Genomic DNA, 17,811 nt, shown 5'->3' with positions numbered 1-17,811 from the left:
GACGAGAATTTGTTCAATTCTCTATTTCAACGTCCCACCTAAGTGGTTCGTTTTACTCACTCGTTGTTCAGTTTTCAAAGATCAACTTCTTCGTTTGCCGCCAACATTTTATCCCGTTAGCAACTCTTATATCTTATCACATCCGCTCGTTCGTTGCAAGCTTTTTTTGAATTTATTTTTCAAATTCATTTTGGCTTGTTGTCTCAAGCGATTGTTTCGACCGTATTTCTTGGCCGGGAATATAATATACCATGGCATTCGCCAATATGCAACCCTTTTGACAAATTAATAATAAGGTAAAATCATACATTCATTTACTTACTTACTATATACTAGGTATTCAGTATCTCCATTTACCCTGCCTGCTTCTTAGGCCAGAAGGTATAGCTGAAGCTATATATGAAGTCAATTCCCAGGATCACGGCCCATTGCAAGATCAACGCCTTTAGCTGCTCCGTTCGTTCTGGTTCCCCAACCACAACAATCATAACGCCAAGCAATATAACTCCTATCATCCACGCCAACACATGGCGATACCACCCCTGGCGTTCACGCTTGGCGCGAGCCGCTCCATGTTTCGGGGCTGGCTCCGGTTTCTTACCACCTGCAAATCGGTGAGCAAACCGGGCGTCCGCCCATTGGATCATCCGATGCCCAAAAGCAATCGTCACCCCGATGTATACAGCTGCCAGCCCATGCATGAATCCGGCCTCTGCCCCGCCACGCAGATCTATCATGGTTACGGCTATCAATAATAAGTCGATGATCGGCGTACACAGCAGCAGTATTCCGCCCGTTCTTTTCATTCCAAGCAAATATCTTGCACTTAATCCAGCGAGAACAAATACCCAGAATAAAATTTCACATCCAATAATAAAAGCTCCAATCATTCGCCGGCCTCCTTATTTAATACATACGTGCTAAATAAATGTAGCACAGCTTTATTCTCAGAACAAGAGAGAATCGGGATCACCATACAAAAAAAGGCAGCCGACTATAGAGATCTATAGCCGACTGCCTCTTCCACAATCTATTAATGGAGCAAACGCTGCTACTCCTTATTACGCATGTGCGGGAACAGTAAGACATCACGAATGGATGGGGAATTCGTAAGAAGCATGATCAAACGATCGATCCCGATACCAAGTCCGCCTGTTGGCGGCATGCCATACTCCAGTGCACGCAAGAAATCTTCATCCATCTCGTGCGCTTCGTCATTGCCCTGTTCTTTTTCCTTCATCTGCGCTTCAAAACGCTGACGCTGGTCGATCGGATCATTGAGCTCCGAGAAGGCGTTCGCGTGCTCACGTGCCACGATAAACAGCTCAAAGCGATCCGTGAACCGCGGATCCACGTCGTTCTTCTTCGCCAGCGGCGAAATCTCAACCGGATGACCGGTTACGAACGTCGGCTGAATCAGTGTCTCTTCAACGAATTGCTCAAAGAACGCGTTCAAGATGTGGCCGAATGTCATATGCGGCTCTACCGGAACTTTATGTTCTTTTGCAAGACGATGCGCTTCCTCATTGGACATGTCAACACTAAAGTCAACGCCGACTACTTCTTTTACGGCATCAACCATGGATACACGACGCCATTGTGGCGTCAGGTCAACTTCGTGCCCTTGATAGGAAATCACTTGTGTACCCAGCACCTCTTGGGCAATATGGGCAATCATATTCTCGGTCAGTGCCATAATATCTTTATAATCCGCATAGGCTTCATAGAGCTCAATCATCGTGAACTCCGGATTATGACGGGTAGAGATCCCTTCATTCCGGTATACGCGGCCAATCTCATACACTTTTTCCAATCCGCCCACGATCAGACGCTTCAGGTGAAGCTCAATCGCGATCCGCATATACAGCTCCATATCCAGCGCATTATGATGCGTAATGAATGGGCGTGCCGCCGCACCACCAGCGATCGAATGCAAAGTCGGGGTTTCCACTTCAAGATAGCCTTGGGAATCCAGGTAACGGCGCATCGATTGAATAATACGGGAACGGGCAATGAAGGTCTTCTGTACATCTGGGTTGATAATCAGGTCGACATAACGCTGACGGTAACGGAGTTCCACATCCTTCAAACCATGGAATTTCTCAGGGAGCGGATAAAGCGACTTCGAAAGAACCTCCAGTTCCTTCACTTTAATGGTGGTTTCACCGGTTTTGGTCTTGAACAAGACCCCTTTGACCCCGATGATGTCACCCAGATCAAGGATGCTGAATGCTTCATATTGCGCTTCTGCAATCGAATCCTGGCGAACATAGATCTGAATCCGGCCGCTCAAATCTTGAATATGAGCAAAAGAAGCCTTGCCCATGCCACGCTTCGCCATAATCCGGCCAGCCAGGTTCACTTCCACCTGCTTCTCTTCCAGTTCTTCCTTGGAGAGCTCGTCATACTGTTTCAGAATATCACCTGCGTGATGTTCTCTTTCATATTTTCCGCCAAACGGATCGATGCCCAGCTTGCGAAGCTCGTCCAATTTGTTGCGGCGGATTTGCAAAAGCTCACTTAACTCCTGTTCTTGTTCCTGGTTATTCATTTCTTCCGTCATCGTCATTCATCTCCTTCATTTCACTTCCATCGTAATCCCCAACAGCATTAAACGCCGCCACCCATAGATGATCCGGACAGCCCTTGAACACTTGTACACATTCGGTTAGGACTTAACGGTAGGGCAGCCATTCAAGACATGCCATTAACCCATTAAGCCCTCAACACAGCCTTGCCTATTTAAAAAAGCCCCCCGAAGGAAGCTTTCTACACCACATTCCGACTTACTTCTTAATGTCTACAATTTTATATTGAATAACGCCCGCAGGAACGTTAACATCTACAACCGATCCTTTTTGCTTGCCAATAATCGCTTTGCCGACAGGACTCTCGTTAGAGATCTTGTTGTTAAGCGGATCCGATTCAGCCGTACCTACAATGGTATATTGCATCGTGTCGCCGAATTCCAAATCCTCTACGATCACCGTGTTGCCCACGCCGACGACATCGGTATTGATATCATCATTGTTGATGATGCGCGCATTGCGGAGCATTTTCTCCAGCGTTATAATCCGGCCTTCGATAAAGGCTTGCTCGTTCTTGGCGTCTTCATATTCGGAGTTTTCACTAATATCACCATATCCGATGGCAACTTTAATCCGCTCAGCCACTTCGCGGCGTTTTACAGACTTTAGATTCTCAAGTTCGTCCTCCAGTTTCTTCAGACCGTCCTGGGTAAGAATGACTTCTTTATCGCTCATTAACCGATTCTCCTGTCATGTAAATAATTTAAACCACGGTATCAACATACTATATGCGAATTCTTGGGGATCAGAACTTCCCTCTGATGCCTGCTCAATTTCTTGAATTTATACTGAAAGATTATATGGGAACCATTTCAAAAAGTCAATGCGCGCAAAGGCTGTTACGAATGTCGCATACACGCACCCATTAACAGCCTGCACCCCTAATTATCCCATCGCCGCAACGGCTTGAGGGTATACACTTTTTGTCGATTCTTCTTGGGCCTCCAGATTGTTCACAAAGTTGTTCAGAAGGTTCACCATTTCGTCGCGCTTCGTTTCTTCCATAATCATATCTTTAATGCGAGCGGATCCCTTCAGCCCTTTCAAATACCAGGAAAGATGCTTGCGCATTTCCCGTACCGCAACCGCTTCGCCGCGCAGAGCGATCAACCGGTCCATATGCAGAATGGCAATCCGGATTTTCTCCTGCGGAGCCGGATCTGGCAGCAGCTGGCCTGTCTTCAGGTACTCAACGGTACGATACAGCATCCATGGGTTCCCCAGCGCTCCGCGGCCGATCATGACACCATCGCAGCCTGTCGTATCCAGCATTCGGCGAGCATCCTCCGGCGTCACCACATCGCCGTTACCGATAACCGGAATGGCGACGGCTTCTTTCACTTGGCGAATGATGTCCCAATCCGCGTGCCCGGTGTAGAGCTGCTCGCGCGTACGTCCGTGAACGCTGACCGCCTGACCGCCCGCGCGTTCGACAGCTTGTGCATTTTCGACAGCATAGATGTGATCGCTATCCCAGCCTGTGCGCATCTTCACCGTGACCGGTTTGTTCACGGCATCAACAACGGCCGCTACCATTTCATAGATTTTGTTCGAATCCAGAAGCCAGCGCGCACCCGCATCAACCTTCGTTACCTTCGGTGCAGGACAGCCCATGTTAATGTCGATGATGTCGGCATTGGTTTGCTGATCGACAACTTTGGCCGCTTCCACCAAGGATTGACGGTCACCGCCAAAAATTTGCAGGCTCAGCGGCTTCTCCCGCTCGTCGACGAACAGCATCTCCTGGGTGCGCTTGTTCCCGTGAACAATGGCCTTGCCGCTCACCATTTCGGCGCAAACCAAACCGGTACCAAATTCCTTAGCAATCAAGCGGAACGCTGGGTTGCACACGCCTGCCATGGGCGCCAGAACCACTTGGTTCTTCATCTCGATGTTTCCGATTTGCAACTTGTCCATTTTATGTGTCACCCCTTTATATTCAGATATTTATAGTTGAAAGATCCCGGTTATCGTGCAAGTGATCCATAAGTTTCAAACCAACCCATCATACTCATGAATCGCACCCTCGTCCAGTCCGCAAAAATTACATGTCTTGTAGATCGCATCCAGAAGCATCATCCTATATTAATGGCCGGGTTTAATGAAAATAAACCTGCACCGGCTTTTCTATTCAAATGTTCTAGCTCCGTTCCTTAAGCTCCTGCAATGTAATCTCCAGCACGTCCGCAATCTGAGCCAGCATCTGCTCCTCGGCACGGCGGTTCCCCCGCTCAATCGCACCAAGGACGGCCAGTGAAATACCGGTTCGCTCGGCGAGCTCTTGCTGGGTTAAACCCTTCAATTTTCGGAAAGCGCGGATACGCTGCGCCAGCTGCTTGTTTTCCAAAGCTGTATTCCTTCCTTTCCTTCCAGGTTCTCAAGTGCTGTCTTCACTACAGGGTACAGACCTGAAGGTTCGAGCTCAAATACGATATCGGCCAGCGGTCTGAGCACAAAAGCCCGTTCCTGCATACGGGGGTGCGGCAGAACAAGGTCCGGCGTATCCAGACGGCGTCCTTCCATCCATAACAGGTCCAAGTCCACCGTCCGCGGCCCCCAATGAATATGACGGACCCGTCCGAGCTGTTTTTCAATTCGCTGCATTTCGGCTAGCAGCTCATGCGGACTCAGCGATGTCGACACGGCTGTGGCCATATTAAGAAACATCGGTTGATCCACATAGCCGACCGGCTCGGTTTCATACAAGTTGGATACGCGCTCTACCGATATGCCAGGTACTTCGTCCAACCGTTCTAAAGCCTCCATCAGGTTGCCCTCGCGGTCTCCCAAATTGGCCCCTAAAGCAATATAAGCCTCTGAACACTCAGAGGTGGCGTGTGAATTCATGATCGTCTCACTTCCTGGTCCGGTGCAGCTCAATGGTCACACCTTCAAAATGAATGTCAAAAGGCGGGTGCGGCTTCGTCAATCGGACCGTTAAAGCATCGATAATAGTATAAGTGTCCAATACCTTAGATGCAATATGCTCCGCTAAAGCTTCAATCAGGCGGAACGACTCCGTCCGCATAATATCCAGCAAGAGATCATGAATCTCGGCATAATTTACCGTTAACGTCAGGTCATCCGTCTTCGCAGCTTTGCTCAAATCCATCTCCAGCTCCAGATCCACATAGAATCGTTGACCCAGCTTGCGCTCTTCCTCAAACACACCGTGGTAGCCGTAGTATTCCATGCGGCTCAGTATCATTTTATCCATCTCGTACTCCGCCCTTCCATCCTTTGTCCCGAAAAAATTATATACGTGTAAGCTCCGTTGAAGCGTAAGTCATGGCATCACACATCTTCGCTGTCCGTTTCATATGCAACACGTCATGCACACGAACGATCTGGCAGCCTTGCGCAATCCCGTAAGCCACCGTAGCGGCCGTTCCTTCGAGTACATCTTGCGCCGGGGCGCCAAGTGTGGTCTGGATAAACCTTTTGCGGGAGGTAGCCAGCAGCACCGGAAACCCAAGCCCTACAAGCTGATCGAGGGAGGCCATCACTTTCATGTTCTCGTCATAGTCCTTGGCAAACCCGATACCCGGATCGAGCAAAATATGCTGATCCTGCACACCTGCAGCCCTCGCAATTTCGACACTTTCCAGTAAATCGCGCTTTACGTCCTCGATAAGATTGATGTAATTCCGATCGCGGCGATTGTGCATCAAAATCACGGGACATCCGAGTTCTGCCGCTGTCTTGGGCATATCCGCGTCGTCTTTAAAGCCCCAAATATCATTTATGATATGAGCGCCCGCTCCAATAGCCTGACGCGCAACTTCCGCTTTATACGTGTCAATTGATAATGGAATATGCGGCGCATGCCGATGGATGGCTTCTATAACCGGGATAACGCGGGCGAGCTCCTCTTCAGTTCCAACCGGCTCATGGCCTGGACGCGTCGATTCTCCGCCGATATCGATGATGTCAGCTCCCTCTTCCACCAGTTGAAGCGCGTGCTCGACCGCCCGCTCCGTGTCGTGATAACGACCTCCGTCGGAGAACGAATCCGGTGTCACATTCAATATGCCCATAATGAGCGTGGATTGACCGAGCTTTAACACAGCATCCTTGCTCAGCCGATATTCACGTTCGTAAATCGTTGTTTTCATGCCTTTTGCCCTGCTTTCCTTCTATATGCGCTCAGAAATGTACGGGTTATCGGACCGGCCAATCCTTGTCCAATAACTAGAGTCTCGCCTTCAGCTCCAATCAACGTCGTAACCGGAACAATCTCCTGCACAGAACCGGTCGTAAATATTTCATCCGCTCCAGTGAAAAACTCCCAGCTGTAACGGCCTTCTTCGACTTCCATCCCAAGATCGGCAGCCAATTCCATCACCACCGCCCGGGTAATCCCCGGCAAAATGCCCGTACTTACGTCAGGCGTATATACACGACCCGCTTTGACAAAAAAGACATTGCTGACAATGCCCTCCGCCACTTCCCCGGCCGCCGTTAGCATCAGCCCCTCTGTCGGACCATCCGAGTGGCTGGGGTATTCGGCCGATTCCCGCTTTGCGAGTATATTGTTCATATAATGCAGAGATTTCAGCCGAACCGAGGATTCCGGTGTGTTTCGCGGAAGGGACAGCCTCCGCATGGCTCTGCCTTTCTCGTAAAGCATTTCGTTTGCGGCCGGCAGCTCTTTGGCGAATAAAATCTCGGAAGGCTTCAAATAATCGCCAGCAGGCAAACCGAGCAATCCCTCTCCTGCCGTTACAGTATACCGGATATAAGCATCCTGGAGACCATTGGCCTCCATCAGTTCCGATATCCAGCGGCTGATCCTCTCAGCATCCGCCCTGTGGACGATCCCGAGCTCCCGGCAGCTGTTCATGAGCCGGCTCAAGTGCCGCTCTATTAAAAAAGGCTTCCCCTCGTAAGTGCGAAAGGTCTCGAATAACCCCATTCCGTACAGAAGACCGTGATCCATTACAGGTATGACAGCTTCGGCAGCTTCAACGATGCCGCCGTTCATGCCAATATACTTCATGCTTTGGTGCCAGCTGTACGCTTCAAGAAATTGCGCAGCATTTGATGGCCATGGTCCGTAATGATGGATTCCGGATGGAACTGCACCCCTTCTATGGGATATTGTTTATGCCGAAGCCCCATGATTTCGCCCTCTTCGGTCCAGGCGGTAATCTCCAGCTCATCCGGCAAAGTTTCCTTCTCAACGATCAGCGAGTGATAGCGCGTTGCGGTGAACGGAACCGGTAAGCCTTCGAAGACCGAGCCGCCCGTATGCTGGATCGCGGATGTTTTCCCGTGCATCAGGCGCTCCGCACGAATCACGTTGCCGCCAAAGGCTTGCCCGATCGCCTGATGGCCGAGGCAGACGCCGAAGATCGGAATCACACCCTTGAAATGCGAAATAACATCCAGACTGATGCCGGCTTCATTCGGCGTGCACGGTCCCGGAGATATCAGGATATGGTCCGGGGCCAATGCCTCGATGCCAGCGATGTCGATCTCATCATTCCGGTAAACCTTCACTTCCTCGCCGAGCTCACCCAAATATTGAACCAGGTTATACGTAAACGAATCATAATTGTCGATGACAAGTATCATATTAGTTCCCCCCTATATTCGCGGACAACACTGCCGCTTCTTCTTCACTGCATATCAGTGCAGCAATCAAAGCCTTTGCCTTGTTATGACACTCCCTGTATTCCCGGTACGGATCGGAGTCAATGACAATCCCCGCACCCGTCTGAATATAGCCGACCCCATCCTTTACGGCGAGGGTCCGAATAATAATGTTGAGCTCCATATCACCATTATAATCGATCCAGCCCATGGAGCCGGTATAGGGCCCCCGCGTCACGGGCTCCAGCTCTTCGATGATCTCCATGGTCCGGATTTTGGGTGCGCCTGTAATGGTGCCGCCGGGGAACGCTGCCGCAATGACATCATGTGCATGGTTGCCCTCTGCAATCCGCCCTTCTACTTGTGACACCAGATGCATCACGTGAGAGTACCTCTCGACAGTCATCAGCTCCGGAACATGCACGGATCCGTATGCGGCAATGCGGCCAATGTCATTACGCTCCAAATCGACCAGCATAATATGCTCCGCCCGTTCTTTCTCGCTGCCAAGCAGTTCCGCTTCCATTGCCGCATCCTCTTCCGGATTGCTTCCCCGGCGCCGAGTTCCCGCAATCGGTCGTGCAGATACGACATCGCCATCCAGCTTCACCAGCAATTCCGGTGAGCCGCTAGCCAAGCTGAAGCCCGGCGAGGATAAATACCCCATATACGGCGACGGATTCAGGATACGCAGCCACTCATAAATATCCGCGGGGTCCGCATGCAGTTGCAAATGACGGCGCAGAGACAAATTGACCTGAAATACATCACCCTGCCGAATATATTCTTGAATCGAGCGTACCGCCTGCTCGAACGCTTCCTGCGTAAAATCAATCTCCAGCCGATCCCAAATCTCGACATTCGGCCCTGACAGCTCTTGCGCTTTCTTCCATCGTTCCTGCCGTACGTGCTCATCTTCGGACTCCGAGCCGTTCCCTACGACTGTTCCAAACATTTGATTCCATTGGAACAGCATCGATTCAGCCCTTACGACAGCCCGATCATATAACTCCTGCAATAGCTTCTCTTGATCGGTTGAAAGCACCGAACCTCTGGATGCATCAACAGAAGCACCGGATGCCGCCTTTTCCTCCGAAACTTCCCCGGTCCCGAATGCCCAAGGCAGAGGGACATGTACCGAACAGTAGATGCTGTCATCTGTATGATCATAGATCCAGATCTCTTCCATGCGCATCCACATATAATCCAGGAACCCCGGCTCATCTTTGGCTATCTTGGGGAGCTGCTCAATCGATCGGATTACATCGTAGCTTAGAAAACCGGCGCAGCCTCCGCGAAAGTCCGGCCAGCCCGGAACACGGGGAGCCCGCCATTCTTTCATCCACTGCTCTAACAGATGCAGCGGCTTTCCCGTTACCTGCGTTCGCGAATCCCCCGACAGCTCTATGATCTCTCCATAGCTTCCCTTCCCCTGCAGAATGGACACTGGCCGCAATCCAAGATACGTATAGCGTCCGCCCTTACCGCTCTCCAGCACAAAGGCATACGGCGATGCCGCTTTCCATGCATGTCTCCATGACAGGGGTAACCCTCTTGTTGCTCCTTTATATTGAACCAGATAGGGAACGACGGACCAGCCCTCTTTAGCCCATACCTGCCACTGGGCCAGCTCCACTCTTCTCTCCATGCCGATCCTCCCTTAGTCATCAAAAGCCTTACTGTTGCCTGTCAGTATACTGTATCCCGCTTCTCTTGAAAACCCTAAATAGAAGCTCGTCCAACAATAATTTTTGGAGCGGTCATCCCGTGGATTCCAATAAAGCGTTATCTTAGGGAATAGTATACGCAAAAAGCCCTCAATGCTATAAAAACACATTGAAGGCTCCTTCCTTGTCACGCATTATTTCACACAGATGAGGTGAGGCCATGCGCGCATATTACAATATCATCTTACTCGTTACTCGAAGTTATAGAGCGGCGTGCTCAGGTAACGTTCTCCATTACTTGGGATCACGGCTACCACCCGCTTGCCTTTACCAAGCTCTTTGGCAACCTTCAATGCCGCATATACAGCCGCACCAGAGGAAATACCGCCAAGAACGCCTTCTTCCTTCGCCACACGGCGGGAGGTTTCAAAGGCATCGTCATTCTCGACATGAACGATTTCATCGTAGACTTCTTGGTTCAAAATTTCAGGAATGAAGTTTGCGCCAATGCCCTGGATTTTGTGAGGACCTGGTTTGCCTCCGGCAAGGATTGGCGATGCAGCAGGCTCAACTGCAATGACCTTAATATCAGGGAATTGCTCTTTCAGCACTTCGCCCGCCCCTGTAATCGTTCCGCCTGTTCCGATACCTGCCACGAACGCATCTAAGGAACCGCCGATGGATTGGATCGCTTCAACGATTTCCGGACCTGTTGTTTCACGGTGGATTTTCACGTTGGCTTGGTTATTAAATTGATCGGCCATAAAGAATCCGGCATTTTCCTTCAGAATTTCTTCCGCCTTCTTAACCGCACCGTTCATTCCTTCCGATCCCGGTGTCAGTACCAGTTCCGCGCCATAGGCACGCAGCAGGTTGCGGCGCTCCAAGCTCATGGTTTCAGGCATAACGATAACCGCTTTGTAGCCTTTGGCAGCTGCCACCATAGCTAGACCAATACCTGTATTACCACTTGTTGCTTCAATAATGGTATCGCCCGGCTTCAAACGCCCGTCCTTCTCCGCTTCTTCCACAATGCTGATCGCGATCCGGTCTTTAACGCTTGCACCCGGGTTCTGGTATTCCAGCTTCAGATAAATCTCTGCGCTATCCTCCGGTACGATCCGGTTCAAACGGACGAGTGGAGTTCCACCGATTAATTCTGTCACATTGTTTACGACTTTTGCCATGAATGAAGCCCTCCTCTAAATATGAATCTGAATAAACTAGTAAATCCATAATGGTGTTATACATTCTAATGTCGAATCATTAAATTTGTGGTGTCTGGATGTTGAAAGAAAAGCAGAGCCAGCATATAGACTCTAATTCTTGATTATTGAGGTTGTTGATATCCGAGTAAAAAGGTAGGTTTTTATACCTTCATCTTAACAACGTTACGTGTCATTGTCAATATCCCACACCTCGAAAATCAACATTTCTAGGTGGATTTTCCTCCGCCTCCCGAACGAGGAAACGCGAATTCGTCTCTAGCCATGCACGCTCAGAAAGCCACCATTCCTCAGTGAATAAAACCTTTTGCAACCTTCAACGCAAAAAAAGCTCCTGCAGCCACATCTTACTCCGCCACAGCGAGCTTTCTCCATGTTCTTCTTCTATTTACAACGTGACCGTACCAGCGCTAATCCGGGCCTCGTATTTCTCGCGAAGCTGACGCTCCAGTTCGGATAAAGACACCGACTGCTCTAGGGCCAGCTGCTTACGAACCGCCTCGCGGACACTTTCCTCGCTCGGGGCCTTAGGCTCGATAATTTCCTTCACATAAACAATGGCATAGGTGTCTGTGAGTGAGATCGGTCCCGCAATATCCCCGGGCTCAAGCGTTGAAGCTGCATCCAGCAGTGCCGGCGGCAAGAAGGGATCATCCTCCTCGACCAAGCCGATCTGCCCGCCGTCTTCGCGAGTATACTCATCGAGAGATACCTGAGCCGCGAGATCCGCAAAAGCTTCTCCATTCTCCAGCCGATCCATGACCCGTTCTGCCTCATCTTCCGAAGCGACCTCGATCATGGATAAATTCAACTGCTTCTTGGGGCGAAATTGGTCAGGGTACTGTTCCAGATACGAATCGATTTGCTGCTCTTCGATGTGTACGTCGGAAGTCGCAATTTTCTCAAGCAGCAGCCGATACATCGTCTCTGTCTTTAATTCACTCTCCGTAATGCCAAGCTGATCTTCCATTTCCGATAAGAAACGTTCCTTAGAACCGTAGCTGTGGCTCATGACTTCGATTTCTGCATCGACTTCCGCCGGCATAACATCAATATCCTTCGCTTTGGCCTCCAGAGCCACGGCGTGCCGATTCAGCATGGTCATCAGCATTTCGCGGCCATAACGCTTCTTTAGCTCGTCAACCCACTCGTCTTCGGTAATCGCCCTGTCCTGGATGGATGCAACTGGTTGGGAGCCATCTTTCCAAGGTGGTGAAGCCTCTTGCGATAAATTCCCGGAAAACAGCATCCAGGCGCCCATACCCAATACGCATGCTGTCAAGACAATGACGGTCGCCCACAATCCCTTCTCTTGTCTCGTCATCACGGTCGCTCATCCCAACGTTAAGATTTGGCCCGCTCTAGCACGGATTTTAGCTGTTCTCTATCGAACGTATATTTTTCATTGCAAAAATGACAAGAAACTTCGGCCTTGCCATCCTCTTCGATCATCTGCTCAAGCTCTTCCTGCCCCAAGCTGATCAAAGCGCGCTCCACTCGCTCATGCGAGCAGTCACAGCTGAAGTACACGTCCATTTCCTCCAAAATGGTCACATCCGGAACTACTCGTTTCAGGATGTCTTCCAGTTCCAGTCCTTCTTCCAGCATCTCGGTGATCGGTGGAATCTTGCTCAGCGCAAGCTCAAGCTCCGCAATCTCATCCTCGGTAACGCCGGGGAGAAGCTGAATGATGAAGCCGCCCGCATTCGACACGGAATAATCCGGTGAAACCAGCACGCCTAGGCTTACCGCCGAGTTGGTCTGTTCGGATACGGCAAAATAGTATGTGAAGTCTTCAGCGAGCTCGCCCGAAATAATCGGTACGCTGCCACGGTAAGGCTCCTTCAACCCGAAATCCTTGATCACATCAATATGGCCGGTGGTCCCTACAGCAGCGGCAACATCCATCTTACCCGGACGGATATTCGTCAGCTCCACATGCGGATTTTTGACATATCCGCGGACCTCGCCGTTGGCATTACTCTCCGCCGCAATCAAACCGATCGGTCCGTCGCCTCGCACTTGAATGCTAAGACGCTCGTCTCCTTTTAGCATAGCTCCCATCATCGCTGCTGCTGACACGGTGCGGCCCAAAGCGGCTGTGACGACAGGAAACGTATCATGTCTTTGGCGAAGCTCTTCAACCAAATCGGTTGTCCGAACGGCAAATGTCCGCACTTTCCCGTTTAATGCTGTTCCCCGCAGCAAACGGTCTTTTTGATTACCCATCTTGAGGCCTCCTTGTCTTTCTAGTTGTTTGTAATATCTAACGGTTTTATAGCGGTTCTAGTTACGCTCATAAATAATACGCAAGCCTTCTAATGTCAGAAGGGGAGAAATCTCTTCAATGGACTCCGTTTCGCTGGCAATCAGCTCGGCCATTCCCCCGGTAGCGATAACCTTAACATTGTCCGTACCCATCTCGGCTTTTATACGCTTGACCAGGCCATCAACCTGTCCCGCATAACCAAAAACGATGCCTGCCTGCATGGCATGTACGGTATTGCGCCCAATTACTTTTTTCGGCTTTTCGAGCTCTACGCGAGGAAGCTTGGAAGCACGCTGTACCAGAGCCTCAGTAGCAATGCCAATACCAGGCACAATCACTCCGCCAAGATAATTGCCTGCCTCATCAATGCAATCAAACGTCGTCGCCGTACCGAAATCCACCACAATCAGCGGCCCCCCGTACTGCTCGACGGCTGCTACTGCATTCACGATCCGGTCAGCGCCAACCTCGCGCGGATTCTCATACCGCAGATTCAGTCCTGTTTTGATCCCCGGTCCTACAATCAGGGGCGTCTTGCCAATATATTTATTGCACATCTCCTCGACCACACGTACAAGAGGAGGAACTACGGAAGAAACAATTACGCCTTCTATTTGGCTTACCAATATATTGGACATTTGAAACAAATTGTGAATCAGTACACCGTATTCATCCACGGTGGACTGACGCGATGTACTGATTCGAAAATCATGCAGCAGCTTCTTCCCCTGATACACACCCAGTACAATATTGGTATTCCCTACATCCACAACTAGAATCAACCTTCTGTCCCTCCTTTCTTCGCATTCAGATCCAGACTGATATCGAGACTATGGAAAGAATAAGTAAGCCGACCAACGGATATCACGTCGACCCCGGTCTCGGCAATCCCGCGTACGGTCTCCAGCGTCACGTTCCCTGATGCTTCGACCCGCACATGAGGCGCCTTGGCCTTGATTCTTCGAACAGACTCCGCCATCATGTCATGACTCATGTTATCCAGCATAATAATATCTGCGCCTGCAGCCAGTGCCTCCTCCACCTGCGCCAAGCTCTCGGTTTCAACTTCTATCGTCATGGTATGTGGAATATGGGCTCTTGCCCGGCTGACCGCTTGCGCGATTCCTCCTGCACCCTTAATGTGATTATCCTTAATCATAACGGCATCGTACAGACCGAAACGATGGTTCGCGCCGCCGCCAACCCGAACAGCATACTTCTCGAGCATTCGGTGGCCTGGTGTCGTTTTGCGGGTATCCACCAATCTTGTCGGCAATCCCTCGAGTACATCTACAAATGAACGTGTTCTTGTTGCAATACCCGACATACGCTGAAGCAAATTCAAAGCGAGACGCTCGCCTGTCAAAATACGATGAGTGCTTCCTTCCACCTCAGCGAGAACCGTTCCTTTTTCAACCTCGTCCCCATCCCGAACCAATGCCGTAAACGTCAGCGACGGATCAACCGTTTCGAATACCAGCTCTGCTACCGGCATCCCTGCCACGATTCCAGCCTCCTTGGCATGGATAACGCCCTTGGATTCATGACCCGGCTCAATGGTGGTAAGAGTCGTAATGTCCCCCGACCCAATATCCTCCTGCAGCCAAGTCCGTATACTCTGGAGAAGGCCATCGTTGTATCCGTTAAACATCATCGCTTAATTCCTCCGTCATTTCTTGATCCCGTGTATGGACAATATGTTTCTGCCATACGCTGTCATTCCGCTCCGGGAAATCCTCACGGTAGTGGGCTCCCCGGCTTTCTTCACGACCCAGCGCACCCTGCACCACGAGTAAGGATGCTGTGAGCATGTTGGCAAACTCGTATTCCTCACGCTTGGAAAGCATCGAATGGAACAATGGCAGCTGACGGCCGAGCTCTTCTGCTGCTCTTAATAGAGTATCCCGATTTCTCCGAAGTCCTGCATAACGTACCATCACCTTCTGAAGCTTCAAGCGCTTTTCCACCATTGCCTGGGACGGGGTGTCCTTGCGACCGAGATGGAATGATACATGAAGTGGATCTCCTGAGGGTTCCGGCAGACTCTTAATGCGCTCGACAATACGACTGCCGTACACAATCGCCTCCGACAGCGAATTGCTGGCCAAACGGTTCGCCCCGTGAACACCAGTAGACGATACCTCCCCGCAAGCAAATAAACGCTTCACGCTGCTCTCGCCATGCAGATTGGTTTTGATGCCCCCCATCATATAATGCGCAGCCGGGGAGACCGGAATCCAATCTGACGATAAATCGAGTCCATATTGCATGCAGGTTTCATAAATCGTTGGGAATCGATGTTTGACCATCTCCGGCGACTCATGGGTAATATCCAGATAAACAAAGGTAGACCCCGTTGCTTCCATCTCACTGACAATGGCCCGTGCTACAATATCCCGTGGCGCCAGCTCCAGCAATTCATGGTATTTGGGCATGAACCGTTCCCCTCGTATATTCCGAAGAACGGCACCTTCACCCCGAACCGCCTCTGATATAAGGAATCGGGGCGCCCCCGGATAACTAAGCGCCGTCGGGTGGAACTGTATAAATTCCATATCCCGAATTTCTGCGCCTGCCCGATAAGCCATGGCAACGCCATCCGCTGTGGCAACCTCCGGATTGGTCGTATACCGGTACAATTGACCGGCGCCGCCGGAACACATCACCGTCGCCCGTCCACGTACGAATACCCGTTTGCCGTCCGGCATCTGTACTAAAACGCCATGACACTCTCCCTGCTCGGTAATCAGGTCAATGACAAAATGATCGTCCCACACCTCTACATTGTGAAGCATTTCAACCTGAATGGAAAGGGCACGCACGATTTCATATCCGGTTGCATCCCCGTTGGCATGAAGGATCCGGCGATGACTGTGCGCGCCTTCTTGGGTGAGTGCGAGCTCGCCATTCTCCACATCAAACATCGTACCGAGCCGAATCAGCTCTTGAACACCAACCGGACCCTCGTTGACAAGCACATCCACCGCGGTAGAAGAACATAGGCCCGCCCCTGCCAGGAGGGTGTCCTGCCGGTGGTAGGCCGGAGAGTCATCCTCGGCTGTTACGGCTGCAATCCCTCCCTGTGCATAACGCGTGTTGCTTTCAAGCAGCGATTTCTTCGTAATCAATAGCACATTCTGAGTCGCGCTTGCCATGATCGCCGTATATAAACCCGCAATGCCTGAACCGATCACGATGACATCCGTCTCAATGACCGGAAGATCGTTCAGCTCAAAATCAATTAAATACTGCGGTATCACGATGCCTCACCTGTCTTTTCACGAAAGAGTAGCGCATGCTACTTAACTTGTAACATGCGCTCTAATGAAGTTCTGGCTTTCTCTGCAACGACCGGCGGCACATAAATTTGCGGCTTCATCGTTTCCAACGCTTTAACCAGCTTTTTGAGGTTATTCACTTTCATATTCGGACACACCAGGAACTTCGTAGCGAAGTGGAACGATTTATCCGGGCTATCCAATCGAAGCTGATATCCGGTTCCATCCTCTGTGCCTACAATAAACTCCTTGGCAGATGAATTTTTACAATATTCCAGGATAGCGGTGGTACTCCCTACAAAATCGCCCATCGCTACAACCTCAGGACGGCATTCCGGGTGCACCACAAATTCCGCATGAGGATATTTGGCCTTCATCTCGACAACATCCTTAACCGTCAGCATGTCATGCGTGTTGCAATACCCTTCCCAGATAATAAGCTTCTTGTCGGTATGCTGCTGAACATAATGTCCCAGGTTTTTATCAGGCACCCATATAATTTCATCCGAATCCACCGACTGAATCACTTTAACGGCATTGGATGACGTACAGCAGATATCCGTTTCGGCTTTGATCTCAGCCGATGAATTGATGTATGTGACCACTTTCGCATTCGGATGCTGCGCTTTCAGCTTCCGAAGTCCGTCCACGTTCACCATATCCGCCATAGGGCAGCCAGCCCGCTCATCCGGTATAAGAACCGTCTTGCCCGGTGCCAGAATTTTAGCGCTCTCGCCCATAAAATGCACACCGCAAAATACGATGACCTCAGCATCGGTTTGTGCTGCCTTCTGCGCGAGCAGGAAGGAATCCCCCCGGAAATCAGCGACCTCTTGTATTTCGTCCCGTTGATAATAATGAGCCAAAATGATTGCATTACGTTCCTTCTTCAATTGCATTAACCGCTCACGCAGTTCACGGTTCTGTTCTGCTTTACGCTCCAGTGCCAAAGCTTCCATGATCGACCCTCTCCCTTTATGTAGTCCGGCGGTTCGCCGCTGATGACCATGTGACTTTCAGGATGGTTTCCACCTTTGTGAAAGGATGCGCATCCTTATTTAACAACTAATGTACACGTTCGTTCTGCCCCCTGTCAATGTGATAGAAAGCACAAAAAGAACCGGAAAACGAATTATCGTTCTCCGGTTCTTCAATTTTATTCGGTATTCGATGTTTTATCAGCGAATA

At 50.5% G+C, this 17,811-nt stretch carries 18 protein-coding genes; all 18 read right to left on the bottom strand.

The genetic code is table 11. The features are described 5' to 3' along the window. Window positions 1-353 precede the first annotated feature (353 nt). Window positions 354-890, bottom strand: a complete 537-nt coding sequence (locus ACOZB4_RS31950; protein WP_379415501.1) for a hypothetical protein — start codon at window positions 888-890, stop codon at window positions 354-356. A 161-nt stretch (window positions 891-1,051) separates the two neighbouring features. After that, window positions 1,052-2,563, bottom strand: a complete 1,512-nt coding sequence (lysS, locus tag ACOZB4_RS31945) for a lysine--tRNA ligase (RefSeq protein WP_098741245.1) — start codon at window positions 2,561-2,563, stop codon at window positions 1,052-1,054. Window positions 2,564-2,786: 223 nt separating this feature from the next. Beyond that, window positions 2,787-3,263 carry a transcription elongation factor GreA gene (gene greA / locus ACOZB4_RS31940; protein WP_076326680.1) on the bottom strand — a complete coding sequence of 159 codons (477 nt, stop codon included), beginning with the start codon at window positions 3,261-3,263 and terminating at the stop codon, window positions 2,787-2,789. Between the two features lie 210 nt (window positions 3,264-3,473). Continuing rightward, the gene (gene dusB, locus ACOZB4_RS31935; RefSeq protein WP_339269239.1) at window positions 3,474-4,505 is read right to left on the bottom strand and encodes a tRNA dihydrouridine synthase DusB; all 1,032 of its coding nucleotides are present in this window, start codon (window positions 4,503-4,505) and stop codon (window positions 3,474-3,476) included. Window positions 4,506-4,728: 223 nt separating this feature from the next. Next, window positions 4,729-4,935 carry a helix-turn-helix domain-containing protein gene (locus ACOZB4_RS31930; RefSeq protein WP_076326682.1) on the bottom strand — a complete coding sequence of 69 codons (207 nt, stop codon included), beginning with the start codon at window positions 4,933-4,935 and terminating at the stop codon, window positions 4,729-4,731. Continuing rightward, window positions 4,887-5,435, bottom strand: a complete 549-nt coding sequence (folK, locus tag ACOZB4_RS31925) for a 2-amino-4-hydroxy-6-hydroxymethyldihydropteridine diphosphokinase (protein ID WP_076326683.1) — start codon at window positions 5,433-5,435, stop codon at window positions 4,887-4,889. Before folK ends, ACOZB4_RS31930 begins: the two co-directional genes overlap by 49 nt. 7 nt (window positions 5,436-5,442) lie before the next feature. Beyond that, the gene (folB, locus tag ACOZB4_RS31920; protein WP_006207454.1) at window positions 5,443-5,805 is read right to left on the bottom strand and encodes a dihydroneopterin aldolase; all 363 of its coding nucleotides are present in this window, start codon (window positions 5,803-5,805) and stop codon (window positions 5,443-5,445) included. A gap of 37 nt (window positions 5,806-5,842) precedes the next feature. Then, a complete protein-coding gene (gene folP, locus ACOZB4_RS31915; protein ID WP_379415507.1) occupies window positions 5,843-6,703 on the bottom strand; it encodes a dihydropteroate synthase in 861 nt (286 codons plus the stop codon). Next, window positions 6,700-7,587: an aminotransferase class IV gene (locus ACOZB4_RS31910; RefSeq protein WP_379415509.1), complete on the bottom strand. Its 888-nt coding sequence runs from the start codon at window positions 7,585-7,587 to the stop codon at window positions 6,700-6,702. The genes folP and ACOZB4_RS31910 overlap by 4 nt, the downstream gene beginning before the upstream one ends. Then, entirely contained in the window at window positions 7,584-8,165 is a 582-nt protein-coding gene (gene pabA / locus ACOZB4_RS31905; protein ID WP_098741239.1) for an aminodeoxychorismate/anthranilate synthase component II, read from the bottom strand. Before pabA ends, ACOZB4_RS31910 begins: the two co-directional genes overlap by 4 nt. 1 nt (window position 8,166) lies before the next feature. Continuing rightward, window positions 8,167-9,831, bottom strand: a complete 1,665-nt coding sequence (locus tag ACOZB4_RS31900; protein ID WP_379415513.1) for an anthranilate synthase component I family protein — start codon at window positions 9,829-9,831, stop codon at window positions 8,167-8,169. Window positions 9,832-10,101: 270 nt separating this feature from the next. After that, the gene (gene cysK, locus ACOZB4_RS31895; protein ID WP_076326688.1) at window positions 10,102-11,037 is read right to left on the bottom strand and encodes a cysteine synthase A; all 936 of its coding nucleotides are present in this window, start codon (window positions 11,035-11,037) and stop codon (window positions 10,102-10,104) included. Window positions 11,038-11,464: 427 nt separating this feature from the next. Continuing rightward, on the bottom strand, window positions 11,465-12,400 hold the full coding sequence (locus ACOZB4_RS31890; protein WP_379415583.1) for a peptidylprolyl isomerase: 936 nt from the start codon (window positions 12,398-12,400) through the stop codon (window positions 11,465-11,467). Window positions 12,401-12,420: 20 nt separating this feature from the next. Continuing rightward, window positions 12,421-13,305: an Hsp33 family molecular chaperone HslO gene (hslO, locus tag ACOZB4_RS31885; RefSeq protein ID WP_379415517.1), complete on the bottom strand. Its 885-nt coding sequence runs from the start codon at window positions 13,303-13,305 to the stop codon at window positions 12,421-12,423. A 57-nt stretch (window positions 13,306-13,362) separates the two neighbouring features. After that, on the bottom strand, window positions 13,363-14,127 hold the full coding sequence (locus tag ACOZB4_RS31880; protein ID WP_379415519.1) for a type III pantothenate kinase: 765 nt from the start codon (window positions 14,125-14,127) through the stop codon (window positions 13,363-13,365). Continuing rightward, entirely contained in the window at window positions 14,124-14,999 is an 876-nt protein-coding gene (nadC, locus tag ACOZB4_RS31875; RefSeq protein ID WP_076326692.1) for a carboxylating nicotinate-nucleotide diphosphorylase, read from the bottom strand. The genes ACOZB4_RS31880 and nadC overlap by 4 nt, the downstream gene beginning before the upstream one ends. Further along, window positions 14,989-16,605: an L-aspartate oxidase gene (gene nadB / locus ACOZB4_RS31870; protein WP_379415523.1), complete on the bottom strand. Its 1,617-nt coding sequence runs from the start codon at window positions 16,603-16,605 to the stop codon at window positions 14,989-14,991. The genes nadC and nadB overlap by 11 nt, the downstream gene beginning before the upstream one ends. A 38-nt stretch (window positions 16,606-16,643) precedes the next feature. Next, entirely contained in the window at window positions 16,644-17,582 is a 939-nt protein-coding gene (gene nadA / locus ACOZB4_RS31865) for a quinolinate synthase NadA (RefSeq protein ID WP_098741232.1), read from the bottom strand. Window positions 17,583-17,811 lie beyond the last annotated feature (229 nt).

Source organism: Paenibacillus sp. NPDC058898 (genome assembly GCF_049316025.1).
Taxonomy (GTDB): domain Bacteria; phylum Bacillota; class Bacilli; order Paenibacillales; family Paenibacillaceae; genus Paenibacillus_AQ.
Note: the sequence above shows the minus strand (reverse complement) of the source record. Positions and strands in the feature narration are given on the sequence as shown.